Source organism: Bacteroidota bacterium (genome assembly GCA_021300195.1).
Lineage (GTDB): Bacteria > Bacteroidota > Bacteroidia > J057 > JAJTIE01 > JAJTIE01.
The window spans coordinates 1-16,281 of the sequence record JAJTIE010000061.1; the positions used below are offsets into that span (position 1 = coordinate 1).

The following is a 16,281-nucleotide window of genomic DNA, read 5'->3' on the forward strand; positions in this document are numbered from 1 at the left end:
AAGTAATTCGGCGCCTGGGGCTGCAGGGGCTGCCAGGCTACGTCCTGTAGCGTGTGGGTGCTCAGGGCCTCGTACTTGGCCGGGCGGCGGCCATACAGCTGGGCATGCTGCACCCGGGCCGGGGTGCCGGCTTTTTTCTTGCCGGTTTTTACAAACAGGCTGATGCATACGCCCTGCTGGATGTCGAACACATTGTCGTCTTTGCTGCCATCGGGGGCGGTTTCTTTTTTCTTGCTATTGCCGTGCAGGTCTAGTATATACAGGCTATCGTAGGCCTGCAGCAGGCTGTAGCGCATGCCGCGAAAGGTGGGGTTATCCAGGTAGCCATGCGGGCAGATGTAGGCCAGTATGCCGCTGCCGTTTTTCTCTACATAGTACTGCCCGTAGCGGATAAACTTTACATAGTCGTCGTTTATCCACTTGCTGTTTCGTTCCTGCAGTTTCTGGCTGGTGCCGGGCTCCTTTTTGTAGTCCAGCATCAGCTGCTCCATCCAGGGGCCCTTGTTGGCACTTTCGCCGCTGTAGGGTGGGTTTCCCAGCACGCACATCACGGGGGTGTCGCGTTTTATTCGGTTTGCCTGGTTGGCCTCCTCGCTCAGCCAGCTGGCAAACAGGGTTCCGGTGTCGGGGTGGCTTTCCTCCAGGCTGTTGGTCAGGTACACGCGCAGGCGCTGGCCGGGGGGTGCCTGTGGGGTGGGGGTGTAGCCGGTGTGGGTGAGCAGCAGGTCTAGCTGCAGGTGTGCCATGGCATAGCTGGCCATCAGCAGTTCAAATCCGTTTAGCCTGGGCAGCAGGTGCTGCTCCACATAGGCGGGCCACATGCCCTGGCGGGTGGCAAAGCTGCGGTGTATGTGGTGCACCACCTGTGCCAGGAAGGTGCCGGTGCCGGTGGCGGGGTCTAGCAGCTGCACGCGGTGCACCTCCTGGGGTGCAGCTTTGGCCGGCTGGCCGGGCAGGGTGGGCTGTATGCGCACCCGGCTGGTATCGGCCAGGCCCTGTGGCAGGGCAAACTCGGTTTTCAGCAGCTCATCTACCGCGCGTACTATAAACTGCACCACGGGCTGGGGGGTGTACCACACGCCGCGTGCGCGGCGCAGGGCGGGGTCGTAGGCAGCCAGGAAGGTTTCGTAGAAGTGGATGATGGGGTCTTCGGTACGGGTAGCCTTTCCGTAGTGCTGCATCAGTTCGGCCACATTGCAGTGCAGGAAGATATCTACCAGGCTATCCACCACCCAGCGTATTCGGTCGTCCAGCTCGGGCCCGGCTATGTAGCCGAATAGCTTGCGGAGGAAGGGGTTGGACTTGGGTATCAGCTCGGCCGCCTCCTGGCGGCTGAAGGTGGGCAGGGTGGGGTCGTGCAGGCGTGCGGCAAAGAGGCCGTAGGCCAGGGTCTGTGCATACACATCGGCAAAGGCGGCGGGGGTAATGTCGTGTATCAAGATCTGCCGAAAGGCGGCGAGCTGGTCTTTCAGGCTGCTGTCTTCGTGTCGCTCCTCGTCGCTGCCCACGGCACGGCCTATTATGTCGGCCAGCAGGCGGGCCTTGGCGGCCATCAGCTGTGCCAGCTGCTGGCTGCTGGTCAGGGTCTGGTCTACCTGGGTGGCAAAGTCCTGCAGCATGGCCGTCAGGGCCGGGTAGTTTTCGGGCAGGGGCTTTATGCGCTTCCCGTCGGCCTCGCCTATGGCTATGGCCTGCAGCAGCTGGCCATCGCGGTAGCGGTAGAAGCGCAGATAGTCGGTAAAGATGAGGTTGCCCAGCGAGGCCCGGTACCGGTCAAACTGCTCTTTGTTTCCGGTTTTCTTTTTGCCCTCCAGGTCCTTGTCGCCTATGTCTTTGGCCTCTACGAAGCCTATGGGTATTTCGCCCCGCATCAGGATGTAGTCGGGCGCCCCGCATGCCTGTCGTTTTGGCTCGTTGGTGGCGCGTATGCCGGGCAGCAGGGCCTCTAGCAGCCGCTGCAGGTCTCCGCGAAAGGTGTGCTCGGTGGCATTGCCCAGGCGGTAGCGGGCATCCAGTTCGTTCATGTATTGCGGTACAGTCATGTCGGTTTCGGGTTGGGCTGTGTGTCTCGCGCGTTCGGTTAGCCCGCTTGGTTGGTCTGTTTGGGCTGGCAATATACACAGGGGCGCAGGTATGGGCGTGCCTCGGCCGGCCTTTGTGCCCGTGCCCGTGCCGGGTGGGGCGGGGCTGCGCACCCTGCGCTGGGGGGCGTATACCGGGTTTGTTGTCTGGAGAGCAAATTCTGGGTGAAGCTATACTTCCTGCCTTGTGTTTGGTAAGAAAGGGGAGCACGGGGCTTAGTATATAAGCTGTGTATCTTTGTGGCTACTAGCCCCAGCTAGCCAACATCCAGTAGAATACGCATGTTAAAGACCTTTGCCGAAACGGTAGACTACCTGTACACCCTCCTCCCCGCTTACCAGCACCAGGGGGGGCAGCTAAAGCTGAGCCTGGAACCTGCCGAGCGGCTACTGAAGCACCTGGGAAACCCGCACCGCAAGTTCAGGAGCGTGCATGTGGGCGGCACCAATGGCAAGGGCAGCGTAACCGCCATGCTGTCGGCGGTGCTGCAGCAGGCGGGCTATCGGGTGGGGCTGTTTACCAGCCCGCACCTGTTCAGCTTTGCCGAGCGCCTGCGCCTGAACGGGCAGCCCGCGCCCGCAGACTGGATTGTAGACTGGGTGAACCGGCACCGCCCGTATATAGAGGCAGAGATGCCCAGCTTCTTCGAGCTCACCTTTGGCATGGCCTGCGACTACTATGCGCAGCAGCAGGTGGATATTGCCATCATGGAGGTGGGCATGGGGGGGCGGCTAGACAGTACCAACGTGCTGCAGCCGATCCTGAGCGTGATAACGAACGTAAGCTGGGACCATGCCGAGTTTCTGGGCGATACGCTACCCAAGATAGCCGCCGAAAAGGCGGGAATCATTAAACCCGGGGTACCCTGCATACTGGGCGAATACCAGCCCGAGGTGTTCGACGTATTTGTGCAGCAGGCCGAAAAGGTTCAGACGCAGGTATTCCCCGCCTGGTATGGCTACACCTGCGAGGCGGGCGAGTGGGAGGGCCTGCTGCGCTGGTACAGCCTTACCCACCAGGTGCTGCTGGAGAGCCTGGACCTGGCCTGCGACCTGGGGGGAGACTACCAGGCCCACAACCTGCCGCCCGTGATGATGGCGCTGGATATGCTGGCCGAGCGCGGATACCCCACCACCGAGGCCCACATCCTGGCGGGGCTGCAGCAGGTGCGGCAGCTGAGTGGCCTGCGTGGCCGTTTCGACATACTGGCTGCCGAGCCACTCACCATAGCCGATGTGGCCCACAATGAGGCGGGCCTGCGCAGCCTGCTGGCCCAGGTGCTGTCTTTCGAGCCTGTGCAGCTGCACATTGTGCTAGGCATGGTGCGCGAGAAGGACCGCAGCAAGATACTGCCCCTGCTGCCCCCCGGGGCACGCTACTACTACTGTAGCCCCGCCCTGCCCCGCGCCCTGCCCGCCCCTGTGCTACAGCAGGAGGCCGCCGCCCAGGGCCTGCAGGGCCAGGCCCATGCCAGTGTGCAGGCCGCCCGGGCCGCCGCCCGGGCCGCCGCCCAGGCCGAAGACCTGATCCTGATATGCGGCAGTGTGTTTACCGTGGCCGAAGCGCTGGCCTAGCCCGCTCGCGCCCCGCTCTAGCTAACGGAAAGCCCCCTGCAGTAGGCCTCCTCAAATAGGGAGATGCCCGATACATCGGTGTGGACCAGGTGCAGGCCACCGCCCTGGTCTTCCTGTAGCCGTGCCCGCTCGGTACCCCACAGGTAGCCCGGCCTGGGGCCCACCATGCCATGGCCCCACAGCCAGCAGTCCAGGCTGTGCAGCTGGCTGCGCAGCGCCGGGTGCGGGCCTGCCAGGTCGGCTAGCACCTCCTGCACCCACTGGGCGTGGCTGCGCCGCTGTGCCCAGCGGCGTGCCTCGGCGGGCGGCATGTGCGTAAGCGGGCGGTAGTAGGTAAGGGTGAGGGGCCCCGGGTGGCCACGCAGCTGCTGGTGGTTGGCCACCACATAGCCCAGCCCCTGGCCGCCATAGTTCACATTGTCCCAGCTGAGGGGCTGGCCATAGCCAGGCAGCGGGTTTATCTCCGGCCTCAGGTGCAGCTGGGCCACCAGCCAGGGGGTGTGCAGTAGCTCGGGCAGCTCGGGCGGATCGGCATACACATAGGGCAGGGTGTGCAGCGGGCTGGCATAGTACAGCTGCTGGCAGTGGTAGCCCTCGCTCTGCTTCCGGTCCAGGTCGTAGGCCCACACCTCCCAGCCCTGGGGGCTGCGCTGTATGCGGTGCACCAGCCGGCGCAGGCGCAGCTGGGCCCGTGCCTGCTGGGCCAGGTAGCGGGCCAGGTAGGCATTGCCCATGGGCCAGGTCAGCTCGCTATTGGGCTCGGCATTGGCCGCCAGGCCCCGCCGTGCGGCAAAGTAGTGCAGCCCCGCCCAGGCCGAGGTATTGCCCAGCCCCAGGCCATAGTCGTCTCGTGTGCAGTAGTCCAGGTACCCGTGCAGCTCGGTGCTTTGGTAGCCTTCTCGCAGCAAGTAGTCTGCCAGGCTGAGGCTATCCAGCTCGCGGGGGCTGCCGGGTGCGGAGCGATCCAGCGGCAGGGCAAAATGGGGCCGCCCCTGCGCATCCACCGCATCGCGGTGCCGCGCCGTTTCGGCAAAGAAGCGTTCAAACTCGGCCTGTGCCCGGGCAGGCAGCCCCCGGCTGGGGATTAGCCCCCGCTGCCACACCCCCCGGTAGAACAGGCGCTCCTCCGGGGCGTGCACCAGGGCCCGCTCGTCATATACCGGCAGGCCACCCGTATAGCCCGTTATCAGGCCCATTTCCTCCAGCAGCTCCCGCACTTCGGTCGTTTCAGGGTTGGGCAGGGGCAGGTAGTGGGCCCCCCAGGCATAGGCCGTATGGGCATTGTAGCCGGCGCGTGCATTGCCCCCGGCCTCGGCCTCCAGCTCCAGCACACAGTGGCTGCGGCCCAGGCTGCGCAGCCTGCGTGCCGTGGCCAGGCCTGCTATGCCGCCCCCCACCACGATGGCGTCTTGTGTAGTCCACTGGCTGGGGGTGGGCAGCTTCCCCCCGCGCAGCAGGTGCCCGCTCGCTGTATCGGGGCCTAGCATCCGGCCAGCTATGGGCTTGTCTGTAGCGCCCAGGCCACAGGCCTTTAGCAGCGGCCCCAGGCCGATGGCGGCCCCGGCCACCGATGCCTGCTGTAGGAAGCGGCGGCGGCTATAGCGGGGTGCGCGCCTAGTCCACATAGTGGTTCCACTCATCCTCAAAGTACTGCACCAGCACCTGGGTGCTCAGCCGGTTTACCTCCACCGGGCGGGCCGCCATGTCGGGTGCAAACTGCGTCATGCTGGCAAAGGTGGCATCATTCAGGTAGCGCAGGTTGGGCGGCATAGGGCCAGGACGGGGCGGCTGGCGGGCTGCCAGCACGTACCCCCATTCGCCAAAGGAGGGCACGTAGGCATGGTAGGGCAGGGTACAAAAGCCTGCTGCCGCAATGGTGCGCGCTACACACCAGAAGGCACGGGGCGCAAAGTAGGGGCTGGTGCTCTGCACCACAAACACACCCCCGGGGGCAAGCAGGCGGTGTAGCTGCTGGTAGAAGTGCCGGGTATACAGCTTGGCAATAGAGAAGTTGGTGGGATCCGGAAAGTCGATCAGGATCACCTCATAGGGCGTATGGGGCTGCTGCACCCACCGGAAGGCATCGGCGTTTATCACCTGTACCCGGGGGTCGCGCAGTGCCTGTCGGTTCAGCTGGCTTAGCCTGGGGTCTTGGCCAAACAGGCGTGTCATCTCGGGGTCCAGCTCTACCAGCGTTATGCTGTCTACACTGGCGTGGCGCAGCACCTCGCGCACGGCCAGTCCATCTCCGCCGCCCAGTATCAGCACCCGCCGGGGATGGTCTACACTTACCATTGCCGGGTGCACCAGGCTTTCGTGGTAGCGGTACTCATCGGCACTGTCAAACTGCAGGTTGCCGTTCAGGAAAAGACGGGTGCTGTGCGTATTCTGCGTGAGTACCATGCGCTGGTAGCGGGTAGTGCGGGCCATCAGCACTCGGTCGTCATAGGCACCGGCCTCGGCTGCATCCTGGATGTGGCCTGCCCCTGCAAAGCCTAGCCCCAGTAGTAGCAGCACCAGGCTGGCCTGCACATAGTGCCCCCGCATGCCCCGCAGCTGATGGCGAAAGTAGTGGATGGTGTAGAGCGCTACCAGCGCATTCAGCAGGCCAAACAGCAAGCCCGTGCGCAGTAGCCCTAGCTGCGGCACCAGCAGCAGCGGGAAGAGGATGCTGGCCAGCAGCGCCCCAATGTAGTCGAAGGTGAAGATGTGCGAAACCAGACTGCTAAAGGGGAAACGATCCTTCAGGATCCGCATCATCAGGGGGATCTCTAGCCCCACCAGCAGGCCAGTGAGGAAGAGCAGGCTAAACAGCAGGAACTGAAAGCCCGTAGCCAGGTGAAAAAAAACAAACAGCAGGGTGGCACTAAAGCCCCCGATGAGGCCCACCAGCAGCTCGATACGGATAAAGGTTTCCAGCAGCTGCTGCCGCACGTAGCGCGATAGAAAACTGCCCACCCCCATGCTGAAGAGGTAGACCCCAATGACCAGCGAAAACTGCGTGATGCTATCGCCCAGCAGGTAGCTGGCCAGCGTAGCGCTCAGCAGCTCGTACACCAGCCCACAGGTGCTAACTAGTAGCACCGAGAGTAGCAGAAGTCTTGCCATGTGCAGCTACCTACCGGCCTAGCCGTGTACGGCCGAGGCAATAATATGGGCTATGCCCAGAAAAAAGAAACCGATAAGGATGGCCACCGCCGTGTTTCGCTTTTCGGTTATCTCTTTCCACAGGTTTTCGGGCGTGAGTATCTCCAGGATAAAGAATGCCAGACCCAGCAGCACCAGCCCCCCGATGGAGAAGACGAGCGCGTTCAATAAATATTCCCAGTGAACCATATGCTAAAAATTGATTAGGGTAATCGGTATGAATAAGGGGTGGGGTGTATGCCAATGCTACTTGTGGTAATACATGGGTGCCCGCAGCTGGCCAGGCATGGCATGGCCGGTCCGGCTGCGAAACAGGTACTGCCAGATGCCAATGCCCCGCAGGCTGGCAAACGTGAAGCCGCCCAGCAGGGCCAGAACCAGGATGAAGTAGACGATGCGTGTCATGCTGCGGATGTGTGGGGGCAGAGGGGAGGTTAGTTTGAAAAAGGGCTATAGTCGCTTTCGGCCCAGCGTTTCTTTTCGAACCAGTAGCTGAGCAGGCTTATCCAGCCAAAGGGGATGAGTAAGAGTGCCAGAACGATGAAGAAATTGGCCGTACTCACCACACCCCGGGTGAGCACCACCTGCCAGGCGTGGCCAGTGGCCCCCGGGGGCAGTATGGCCTGTGCCTCCAGGTGGTAGGTTCCTTCGGGGATGGCGTTCAGCAGGCTGCTGGTTTCGCGGCTGCCCTCGCTCCAGCTTTCTCCGCCCGATACGCCGCTGTAGTACTCCAGGCTATGCAATAGCGGGAAGGTTTCGCCCGTCTCTTCGTTTACCAGGGTGTAGTCTATCTCTATCCAGCTGTTGTTCAGGTTGGTTAGGGTGGTTGCTTCCACATTGTCCACACCGCCTTTCAGGACGAAGGGTGGGGAGATCAGGGTTCGTGTCGTGTCATAGGTAGCCTTTGCATGGCCAATGTCTTGCTGCATCGTGCCTGTTTCGTAGGTCAGTTTCAGCACCTCTTCGCGGCGGGCGCGGCTGCTGGTCATCACCTGCACCACCACCAGTGCTGCCAAGCCCAGCAGTAGGGTCCACCGCATGGCCCGGGCCGATTTTTTATACGGGTTGGGTTGGGCTGGGGCAGTGCCCCGGGTGGCAGGCAGTGCTGGCAGCTGGCCTTGCACGTGTGGTTTTAGCGCTTCCTGTAGCTGGCGGTGGCTTACGTAGCGGCCTATGGTCCAGGCCTGCTCGGTACGGTCGGCCTCCAGGCTCAGGAAGTAGGGTGGTGCCACATATTCGGCAAAGCCCAGGCGGTCGCCCACCTGGGCACGCCAGTAGAATTCGCCCAGCACATATTCCACCTCGCATCTGCCCTGGTGGTACTTGCGGTAGGCCAGGCCGCGCCAGCGCACTTCTGCGCCCCTTTGGCTCAGCTCGTACTGGCCGTGGATGGGGGCCAGCAGCATGTAGTGGCCCTGGTACTGGCTCAGCCAGCGGAAGCCGTAGCGTGGGTTGTACAGCAGCAGCTCTTCCCAGCTGAAGTGCCACTCCACATCTCGTTTCTGCATGAAACCAATCAGCTCCCAGGTTTTGCCGTCCCAGTCCATGCGCGTGCCCAGGGGCAGGCTGGGTTTCAGGGCAGCCTGCTGGGCCGCCAGTACCTTGTACTCGGGCGTGTTTACGTCTATCAGGCTGCTGCAGTACTGGCAGGCCACGGTAATGGTGTGTCCCGGCGCCTTAATCTCCAGGCTGCCCCCGCAGCTGGGGCAGCTGAACGTGCGCGCATACTTGGGGGCGGGGTCCCTGCTTTCCATCGGCCTAGAATTTCCAGCCCGCCAGGGCGCTCAGGTTTTTTAGCTTCAGTTCGTCAAAGTCCACATAGCGGCCCAGATAGGCACGTGGCTCGCCCTGGTCGGGGTAGTCCAGGGTGGCAAAGCGGCCACCTTTGGCTGCAAGATCTACTACCGTGCTGGTGTAGTCTTCCGTAGCGGAAAAGGGCAGCTCGCCCTCGGCTCCGCCGTAGTGGATTTGTCGCAGGTCGGCCACCAGGTATTCGTCGCCTGCTAGCTGCCTTTTTTGTCCTATCTTCAGGTCATCCACTGCGGGGAAGCGCGTGTAGTGGGGTTCGGGGAAGCTCATCATCCAGAAGCCCTGGGCCTCGGCCAGCCAGCCATGCTGCTGGTCGGTAAACCAGGCGTACCACTCATTCCACACCCCCCGCTCGTAGCGGATCTTCAGGCGGCCAATCAGCTCGAAAGCGCGGCCCTCGTAGGTGCCCTGGGTGCCCAGCTGTACGGGGCTGTTGTCGTCGGGCATGTCCGCCTTCTGCCCCAGGTTTTGGGTATAGTCATCCACCCGCACCAGCATGCTGCGGCAGGATTCGCACACGGCGTATACCGAAAATCGGTCGTGAAAGCGCACTTCGTTCCCGCAGTTGGCACAGCTGGTGGTCATACAGCCGCCAAGATACAAAACCTCTACCGTATCTGTGTGTGGGGGGATACGTACTCCTGTTGGCTGGCTACCCGGCCTGTTGGGAGCAAAACAGTAGCTTTGCGGTGCGCCGAGAAACGGCTCACCCCCCCTCTCTCTGCATGATGAATCCGGAGCTGGAAATACTCTTGAACCCCGAAAAACTGCTGGCTGTGTACGCCGGCGGCATGTTCCCCATGGCACCCAGCCAAGACAGCCCGGAGGTGTACTGGTTTGCACCCGAGGAACGGGGTATTCTGCCCCTGGAGGCCTTCCATGTGAGCCGGAATGTGTGCAGGTGGATCCGAAATCATCCCCACCGCATCGGGGTAGACGAGCAGTTCGAGGCCGTGATGCGGGCCTGTGCCGACCGGCCCGACACCTGGATATCAGGCCTGATCGTGGAGGCCTATCTGCGCCTGCACCAGGTGGGGCATGCGCACTCGGTAGAGGTATATGTGGGTAGCGAGCTGGTGGGTGGCCTGTATGGCGTAAGCCTGGGTGCTGCCTTTTTTGGCGAAAGCATGTTCAAGCGCGCACCCGAGATGGACAAGGTGGCCCTGCACTACTGCCACCGCCTGCTGCTGCAGGGGGGCTACCGGCTGTGGGATACCCAGTACTATACCGAGCACCTGGGCACCCTGGGTGCGCAGGAGATACCGCAGGATGCCTACCTGCAGCTGCTGGATGCTGCCCTGCGCCAGCAGGCCAGGTTCCCCCGGCGGCTGGCCGTCGGCCTGCGGTGAAAGGCCAATGCGCTTTCTGTTATCTTTGCCCCATGAAGTTTGGCGTTGTTACTTTTCCCGGAACCAATAGCGATCAGGACCTGATCCACGCCCTGGGCCAGCTGCTGGGCCAGCAGGTGGTGCCCCTGTGGCACCGCGATGCCGATGTGCAGGGCTGCGACTGGGTGCTGCTCAGTGGCGGCTTCAGCTACGGAGACTACCTGCGCTCGGGGGCCATAGCCCGTTTCTCGCCCATTATGCAGGCCGTGTACCGCCATGCAGAGCGGGGGGGCTATGTGCTGGGCATTTGCAATGGTTTTCAGATCCTGACCGAGGCGGGCCTGCTACCCGGTGCCCTGCTGCACAACCGCAGCACCACCTTTGTGTGCGACAGCGTGTACCTGAAGCCGGCCACCCTGAACAGCCCGCTTACCCGGGGCCTGCAGGCCAGCCAGGTGTACAAAATCGTGATAGCCCACGGCGAGGGCAACTACTATGCCCCGGCTGATACCCTGCGGCAGCTGCAGGATCAGGATCAAATCCTCTTCCAGTACACAGACGCGCAGGGCCAGCCCACCGATGCTGCCAACCCCAACGGCAGCCTGCTGAACATAGCGGGGGTGATGAATGCTGGCCGCAACGTATTCGGCATGATGCCGCACCCCGAGCGCTGTGCAGACCCCCTGCTGGGCAATGCCGATGGCCTGGCCATCCTGCAGAGCCTAGTGCAGGCGGTACCAGCCTAGCTAGCCGGGGGGCAGCTAGCGTCATTTGCCACCGGGCTGCACCAGGCAGCTGGCCGTAACAGGCTTTTTCTATTTTTGCAGCCTAATACTCCGGTACATGACTGCAATCAAGTTTGGCACAGACGGCTGGCGCGCCATCATAGCCGATACCTACACCCTCGATAACCTGAGCCGCGTAACGCAGGCCACCATCCGCTGTGTGCAGGCGCATTTTGACAAGCCCACTGTTGTAATAGGCTACGACTGCCGCTTTGGGGGGCAGATGTTTGCCGAGGCAGTGGCCATACAGTGTGCAGAGCAGGGTGTAAAGGCCTTTTTGAGCCCGGGCTATGCCAGCACCCCGATGGTAAGCCTGGCCACCCTGCAGCGGCAGTGCAGCATGGGCATTGTCATCACCGCTAGCCACAACCCCCCGGAGTACAACGGTTTTAAGCTCAAAGGCCACTTTGGCGGCCCTGCGTTTCCCTCCATTATTTCCGAGGTAGAATCGCTAATACCCGACGAGGCCTGCCGCCCCACCACCAGCCTGCAGGCGCAGCTGGACGCGGGCTGGGTGGAGTACTATGACATGGAGGCCCTGTACATCAACCACCTGAAACAGAGCTTCGACCTGAAAAAGATCCGACAGAGCGGCCTGAAAATTGGCTATGATGCCATGTACGGTGCGGGCCAGCGGGTTATGCACCGGCTGTTCCCCGAGGCCCACTTCCTGCACACGGGCTGGAACCCGGGCTTTGAGGGCCAGGCACCCGAGCCGATAGAAAAGAATCTGCAACCCTTTCAGCAGCTTATTCGCGCGCAGGGCCTGGACTATGGCCTGGCTACAGATGGCGATGCCGACCGTATAGGCCTGTTTGATGAGGAAGGCAACTTTGTAGATAGCCACCACCTGCTGCTGCTGGCACAGCAGTACCTGTTTCACGACAAAAACCTGCGCGGAAAAATCGTCTATACCTTTAGCTGTACGGGCAAGATTGAGCAGATGGCCCGCCAGAACGGCCTACCTACCGAGCAGACGAAGATCGGCTTCAAATACATAGGCGAGATCATGGCGAATGAGCCTGTGCTGGTGGGGGGCGAGGAAAGCGGCGGCCTGGCCGTGGCAGGCCATATCCCCGAGCGAGACGGCATCTACATCGGCCTACTGATCCTGGAGATGATGGCCGCACGCGGGAAAAAGCTGACCGAACTGGTGCAGGACCTATACGCAGAGGTGGGCGCCTTCAGTGTACAGCGGGTGGACCTGCACGTGGAGGAAGAGAAGAAGCACCGCATCATGCTCTACTGCAAGGGCGGCAAGTACACACGCTTTGGCACCTATGCCGTGGAGCGTACGGAGGACCTGGACGGCTACAAGTTTCACCTGGGTGCCGGGCGCTGGGTGCTGGTGCGCCCAAGTGGCACCGAGCCCCTGCTGCGCGTGTATGCCGAGGGGGCAAATAGGGCAGAGGCAGAGGCCATCTTGGCAGCCACTACCGCCGAGTTAAGCCGCTAGTTAGCAGCCTGTAGCGCCAGGCTAGCCATGCACTGAAACACGAAGAGACTGGAGCAAATGAGCTGCATGGGGCTATAGCTAGTTGCGCGGCCCCACGCGTATGCCGCCTGTATGGGCTTGTATTATACCTCTGGGGTGGGCCTCAGGCCTATTTGGTCGCGGTCTACCAGACCAATGCCTGCGGTGCCCTACCTGCGCAGGAAAATGCTGGTGCCGGCTGTACGCATATCCTCTGCCGTGGGGCGAAGGTCGAAGCTGGCCAGCAGTGCTTTCATGATGCTGTATTTATGCTTCCGGTCTTTCCACACACTGGGCTGGTACAGGTTTTCCATCTTGGGGTGTATTTGCCGCTCGATGGATGCAATGGCTATCTGCTGTAGCTTGTAGGTTAGCTCTCCGTCCAGTACAATCTTGGTATACACAATGCCAATAATGGCATGATCCATGTCCAGCAGAATGTCTATAGTGCGATACTGGCTGCTGTCCATGCTGGACATCACCTTCATGGGGTCTCGCTCATACAGGTTGATGACCGGGAATCCCCAGTCTTTGTACAGTAGTCGATCAATAAAAAGGAACGTATCTGAGCCCCCCTGTTTAGTCCGCCAGGCCAGGTATTGCTGCATACCGTCCTCGCCCCCCTCGGATCCAAACGGACCATTGGGATCATCCAGATCCCAAAAAAATGCCGACTCCATCAGCTCCTTGGCCAGCGGGTGGGCGGTTTCTTTTGTTACACCTGCGTTGTTCATAGTCTGTATGTTGTTCATCGTCTGTATGCGTTGCTACTCGTATTGTTTGCAGTACGACTTGTTTGCAGTACGACCCTTTTTGGGATCGGTGTTTACAGGGGGGTACGCAACATAGGACTATAAAGTTTCTCGTTCTTTAATTATTCATAATAAATATTCTGTTGCTACGCATTTTACGCAAAAGTACCTAGCTCTTTTTTGGTAGATAGCTGGCTAAAAAGGCAGATCGTCTTCCTCCGGCTCACTTACCGGGCTACTGGTATGCGGGCTAGCCGTAGCCGGGCTGGCTGGCTGGCTGGCACTGCTGGTACTGGCTGTGTAGCCACCCCCTTCTGCATCGCCCCGGCTACCGAGCAGCTGTAGCTCGCGCACATTCAGCTCCAGGCTCACCCCCTGCTGGCCATCCTGCCGCACGTAGCCCCGCACGTCTGGCGTACCCTCTACATACACCTGGGTGCCCTTGCGCAGGTACTGTGCTACGCCGATACGGTCGGCCGGACGAAAGTAGCTACAGTTTATCCAGGTAGTGCGCTCCTGCTGCTGGCCATTGCGGTCTGTATATCGCTCGCTATGCGCCACAGAGAAAGAGATCACCCGTCTGTCGGGGCTTATCTCACGCACCTCGGCATCTCGGCCCAGGTTTCCGATTACTTGCAGTTTCAGTATACTCATGTTGCTAATATAGCGGGATGTTTGCCCGCTTCGGCCCCTGCCCCGCCCCAAATTTTGAGGGGATTCCGGGCCCCTTACAAAAGCTGAAAGCGTTTCGTACCTTTGCACGCTGTTTTTTTAATTTCCCCTATTGCACATTTACGGTATGAGCCAAGCCCCCGAAAAAATTATCTATTCCATGAGCCGGGTATCCAAAGTGGTACCCCCCAGCAAGACGATCATCAAGGACATCAGCCTCTCTTACTTCTATGGTGCCAAGATAGGCGTACTCGGCCTGAACGGGGCTGGTAAGAGTACCCTGCTGCGCATCATGGCCGGGGTGGACAAGGACTTCAATGGCGAAGCCGTACTCACCCCAGGCTATACCGTGGGCTACCTGGAGCAGGAGCCCCAGCTGGACCCCGACAAGACGGTGCGCCAGGTGGTGGAAGAGGGTGCCAAGCAGACCGTAGACCTGCTGAAGCAGTATGAGGCCATCAGCATGAAGTTTGCCGAGCCGCTGGAGGACGATGAGATGAACCAGCTGATAGAGGAGCAGGCCAAGCTGCAAGACCAGATAGACAGCCTGGACGCCTGGAACCTGGATAGCAAGCTGGACCGCGCCATGGAGGCCCTGCGCTGCCCACCCGCAGATACCAAGGTGGGGATACTGAGTGGGGGCGAAAAGCGCCGTGTGGCACTTACCCGCCTGCTGATCCAGCAGCCAGACATCCTGCTGCTGGATGAACCCACCAACCACCTGGATGCCGAGAGCATAGCCTGGCTGGAGCGACACCTGCAGGAGTACAAGGGCACGGTGATAGCCGTAACCCACGACCGCTATTTTCTGGACAACGTAGCTGGCTGGATACTGGAGCTGGACCGAGGCCAGGGCATCCCCTTCAAGGGCAACTACTCCAGCTGGCTGGAGCAGAAGAAAAACCGACTGGAGAAGGAAGAAAAGCAGGAGGGCAAGCGCCAAAAAACCCTGCAGCGCGAGTTGGAATGGATACGCATGTCGCCCAAGGCCCGGCATGCCAAGAGCAAGGCACGTATATCGGCCTATGAGAAGCTGGCCAGCGAGGAGCAGTTTGAGCGCGAAAAAGGTCTGGAGCTCTTCATCCCCAGTGGCCCCCGCCTGGGCGATGTGGTTATCCAGGCCGAGGGACTGCGGAAGGCCTATGGAGACAAGCTGCTGTTCGAAAACCTGGACTTCAACATCCCAAAAGGAGCCATAGTGGGCATTGTGGGCCCGAATGGTGCTGGCAAAACCTCACTCTTCCGCATCATTACCGGCCAGGAAAAGCCCGATGCCGGAACCATCCGCATAGGCGAAACCGTGCAGCTGGGCTACCTGGACCAGGAGCACAAGAACCTGAATCCCGACGACGACGTATTTGCCGCCATTACCGGCGGGCACGAGGTGATCGAGCTGGGCGGCCGCGAGGTGAATGCCCGGGCCTATGTTAGCCGCTTCAACTTTAGCGGTAGCGACCAGACCAAAAAGGTGGACAAGCTAAGTGGGGGCGAACGGAATCGCGTCCACCTGGCCCGTGTGCTGAAGAGTGGCTCGAATGTGCTGCTGCTGGACGAACCGACCAACGACCTGGACGTAAACACCATGCGCTCCCTGGAGGAAGGGTTGGAAAACTTTGGCGGCTGTGCCATCATCGTTAGCCACGACCGCTGGTTTCTAGACCGCCTCTGCACCCACATCCTCGCCTTTGAGGGCGACAGCCGCGTACGCTTCTTCGACGGAAACTACAGCGAGTACGAAGCCTGGTACCACGAAAACGTGGGCAATGGCGAGCCTACCCGCATCAAGTACCGCAGCATGGCCTAGCTGCCAGGGGCCGCCTAATGGCCAGGCAGGCAATGAAAAATAAAAAGCGCGGTACCCATGCAGGGGGCCGCGCTTTTTTGATGTAGGGTAGGGCATAGGTATGTCCGGCTAGCGCATGCGCGGCTAGCCCTTCAGGGCCTGTAGCACCCGCATGCGCAGGGCAGCTTTCGCTTTTTCGGGCTGTTCGGCAGGCTCGACGGGGGTAGGCTCTGCCTCTGGCAGGCTACGGCGGTCTGTGTCTTGCCGCATCCAGGCCCACAGGGCTTCGCTTTTGGGCAGGCTCAGTGCCCGCTCCTGGCCGGGATACTGGATCAGTATCTTCTGTGCCTGCTGCTGCACCCACAGGTAGCCCGTGCCCAGGGTGTAGCCCTCCACACAGCAGTAGGGCTTGTGCAGCGCAGGTGCAGCCGGCTGCGGGGGGCTAGGGTAGGCCGCCCGGCTACCCTGGCTGCGCAGCTGCCGGTACAGCTGCTGGTAGCTCTCTGCATCGCCTAGGGCCTGCGCCTCTTGCAGCAGTACCTGCAGGGCATCTACCTGCTGGTGCTGCGCCCGCACCTGCTGGCAGGCCGCTTCATAGGCGCTCAGTGCAGCCTGATACCCGGCCTCTGCAGCCTGCAGGGCTGCCAGGTGCAGGCAGCGGTGGGCATCCTGCAGCCAGGCCAGCGCACTGCCCGATGCCTTTAGGGGCACGCCCGCTGCAACGTGCAGCGTATGCCCCTCGGCATACAGCACTTCAGTGGCTTTTATCCAGTGGTTTTTCTTGATTTCCAGGAGCTCGGTCATGTTTGTTTGGGGTTTTGTAAAGGCGTAAAGAAACAGCGCCCGATTCATAGCTGCAAAAGCAGCAGACCATT

General features: G+C 61.1%; 15 protein-coding genes. 5 read left to right on the top strand and 10 right to left on the bottom strand.

The window, feature by feature from the left end:
* Window positions 1-2,042 (bottom strand): N-6 DNA methylase (locus LW884_11110; protein ID MCE3008877.1); only part of this gene is annotated, 2,042 nt, incomplete at its 3' end.
* 321 nt (window positions 2,043-2,363) lie between these two features.
* On the opposite strand from LW884_11110, the gene LW884_11115 reads away from it, so the two are divergent.
* A complete protein-coding gene (locus LW884_11115) occupies window positions 2,364-3,656 on the top strand; it encodes a bifunctional folylpolyglutamate synthase/dihydrofolate synthase (GenBank protein MCE3008878.1) in 1,293 nt (430 codons plus the stop codon).
* Window positions 3,657-3,673: 17 nt separating this feature from the next.
* On the opposite strand, the gene LW884_11120 is transcribed toward LW884_11115, so the two are convergent.
* From LW884_11120 to LW884_11145, 6 genes are read right to left on the bottom strand one after another with little or no spacing between them, the layout of a single operon-like run.
* Window positions 3,674-5,296 (bottom strand): FAD-dependent oxidoreductase, encoded by a 1,623-nt coding sequence (locus LW884_11120; protein MCE3008879.1) that lies wholly within the window; start codon window positions 5,294-5,296, stop codon window positions 3,674-3,676.
* Window positions 5,271-6,764: a polyamine aminopropyltransferase gene (locus tag LW884_11125; GenBank protein MCE3008880.1), complete on the bottom strand. Its 1,494-nt coding sequence runs from the start codon at window positions 6,762-6,764 to the stop codon at window positions 5,271-5,273. The genes LW884_11120 and LW884_11125 overlap by 26 nt, the downstream gene beginning before the upstream one ends.
* Window positions 6,765-6,782: 18 nt before the next feature.
* Window positions 6,783-6,992 carry a DUF350 domain-containing protein gene (locus tag LW884_11130; GenBank protein MCE3008881.1) on the bottom strand — a complete coding sequence of 70 codons (210 nt, stop codon included), beginning with the start codon at window positions 6,990-6,992 and terminating at the stop codon, window positions 6,783-6,785.
* Between the two features lie 57 nt (window positions 6,993-7,049).
* Window positions 7,050-7,208 (bottom strand): hypothetical protein, encoded by a 159-nt coding sequence (locus LW884_11135; protein MCE3008882.1) that lies wholly within the window; start codon window positions 7,206-7,208, stop codon window positions 7,050-7,052.
* Between the two features lie 29 nt (window positions 7,209-7,237).
* Window positions 7,238-8,557 carry a DUF4178 domain-containing protein gene (locus LW884_11140; protein MCE3008883.1) on the bottom strand — a complete coding sequence of 440 codons (1,320 nt, stop codon included), beginning with the start codon at window positions 8,555-8,557 and terminating at the stop codon, window positions 7,238-7,240.
* Between the two features lie 4 nt (window positions 8,558-8,561).
* On the bottom strand, window positions 8,562-9,197 hold the full coding sequence (locus LW884_11145; GenBank protein MCE3008884.1) for a DUF4178 domain-containing protein: 636 nt from the start codon (window positions 9,195-9,197) through the stop codon (window positions 8,562-8,564).
* Between the two features lie 140 nt (window positions 9,198-9,337).
* Here LW884_11145 and aat point away from each other — a divergent pair, with 140 nt between their 5' ends.
* The 3 genes from aat to LW884_11160 all read left to right on the top strand — a co-directional run bounded on the left by aat (window position 9,338) and on the right by LW884_11160 (window position 12,181).
* Window positions 9,338-9,961, top strand: a complete 624-nt coding sequence (aat, locus tag LW884_11150; protein ID MCE3008885.1) for a leucyl/phenylalanyl-tRNA--protein transferase — start codon at window positions 9,338-9,340, stop codon at window positions 9,959-9,961.
* Window positions 9,962-9,993: 32 nt separating this feature from the next.
* On the top strand, window positions 9,994-10,686 hold the full coding sequence (purQ, locus tag LW884_11155) for a phosphoribosylformylglycinamidine synthase subunit PurQ (GenBank protein MCE3008886.1): 693 nt from the start codon (window positions 9,994-9,996) through the stop codon (window positions 10,684-10,686).
* 97 nt (window positions 10,687-10,783) lie between these two features.
* The gene (locus LW884_11160) at window positions 10,784-12,181 is read left to right on the top strand and encodes a phosphoglucomutase/phosphomannomutase family protein (GenBank protein MCE3008887.1); all 1,398 of its coding nucleotides are present in this window, start codon (window positions 10,784-10,786) and stop codon (window positions 12,179-12,181) included.
* A gap of 188 nt (window positions 12,182-12,369) precedes the next feature.
* On the opposite strand, the gene LW884_11165 is transcribed toward LW884_11160, so the two are convergent.
* Entirely contained in the window at window positions 12,370-12,933 is a 564-nt protein-coding gene (locus LW884_11165) for a hypothetical protein (protein ID MCE3008888.1), read from the bottom strand.
* A 213-nt stretch (window positions 12,934-13,146) separates the two neighbouring features.
* Window positions 13,147-13,605, bottom strand: coding sequence for a single-stranded DNA-binding protein (gene ssb / locus LW884_11170; GenBank protein MCE3008889.1), 459 nt, complete (start codon window positions 13,603-13,605; stop codon window positions 13,147-13,149).
* Between the two features lie 145 nt (window positions 13,606-13,750).
* On the opposite strand from ssb, the gene ettA reads away from it, so the two are divergent.
* Window positions 13,751-15,427 carry an energy-dependent translational throttle protein EttA gene (ettA, locus tag LW884_11175; protein MCE3008890.1) on the top strand — a complete coding sequence of 559 codons (1,677 nt, stop codon included), beginning with the start codon at window positions 13,751-13,753 and terminating at the stop codon, window positions 15,425-15,427.
* A 123-nt stretch (window positions 15,428-15,550) separates the two neighbouring features.
* Here ettA and LW884_11180 read toward each other — a convergent pair whose 3' ends face one another.
* Entirely contained in the window at window positions 15,551-16,210 is a 660-nt protein-coding gene (locus LW884_11180; protein ID MCE3008891.1) for a hypothetical protein, read from the bottom strand.
* Window positions 16,211-16,281: the final 71 nt, after the last annotated feature.

Coding starts and splice junctions, on each gene's coding strand:
- purQ (MCE3008886.1), top strand. CDS start 9,994: ATGAAGTTTGGCGTTGTTACTTTTCCCGGAACCAATAGCGATCAGGAC.
- LW884_11125 (MCE3008880.1), bottom strand. CDS start 6,764: ATGGCAAGACTTCTGCTACTCTCGGTGCTACTAGTTAGCACCTGTGGG.
- ettA (MCE3008890.1), top strand. CDS start 13,751: ATGAGCCAAGCCCCCGAAAAAATTATCTATTCCATGAGCCGGGTATCC.
- LW884_11165 (MCE3008888.1), bottom strand. CDS start 12,933: ATGAACAACGCAGGTGTAACAAAAGAAACCGCCCACCCGCTGGCCAAG.
- aat (MCE3008885.1), top strand. CDS start 9,338: ATGATGAATCCGGAGCTGGAAATACTCTTGAACCCCGAAAAACTGCTG.
- LW884_11115 (MCE3008878.1), top strand. CDS start 2,364: ATGTTAAAGACCTTTGCCGAAACGGTAGACTACCTGTACACCCTCCTC.
- LW884_11180 (MCE3008891.1), bottom strand. CDS start 16,210: ATGACCGAGCTCCTGGAAATCAAGAAAAACCACTGGATAAAAGCCACT.
- LW884_11140 (MCE3008883.1), bottom strand. CDS start 8,557: ATGGAAAGCAGGGACCCCGCCCCCAAGTATGCGCGCACGTTCAGCTGC.
- ssb (MCE3008889.1), bottom strand. CDS start 13,605: ATGAGTATACTGAAACTGCAAGTAATCGGAAACCTGGGCCGAGATGCC.
- LW884_11160 (MCE3008887.1), top strand. CDS start 10,784: ATGACTGCAATCAAGTTTGGCACAGACGGCTGGCGCGCCATCATAGCC.
- LW884_11145 (MCE3008884.1), bottom strand. CDS start 9,197: ATGACCACCAGCTGTGCCAACTGCGGGAACGAAGTGCGCTTTCACGAC.
- LW884_11120 (MCE3008879.1), bottom strand. CDS start 5,296: ATGAGTGGAACCACTATGTGGACTAGGCGCGCACCCCGCTATAGCCGC.
- LW884_11130 (MCE3008881.1), bottom strand. CDS start 6,992: ATGGTTCACTGGGAATATTTATTGAACGCGCTCGTCTTCTCCATCGGG.
- LW884_11135 (MCE3008882.1), bottom strand. CDS start 7,208: ATGACACGCATCGTCTACTTCATCCTGGTTCTGGCCCTGCTGGGCGGC.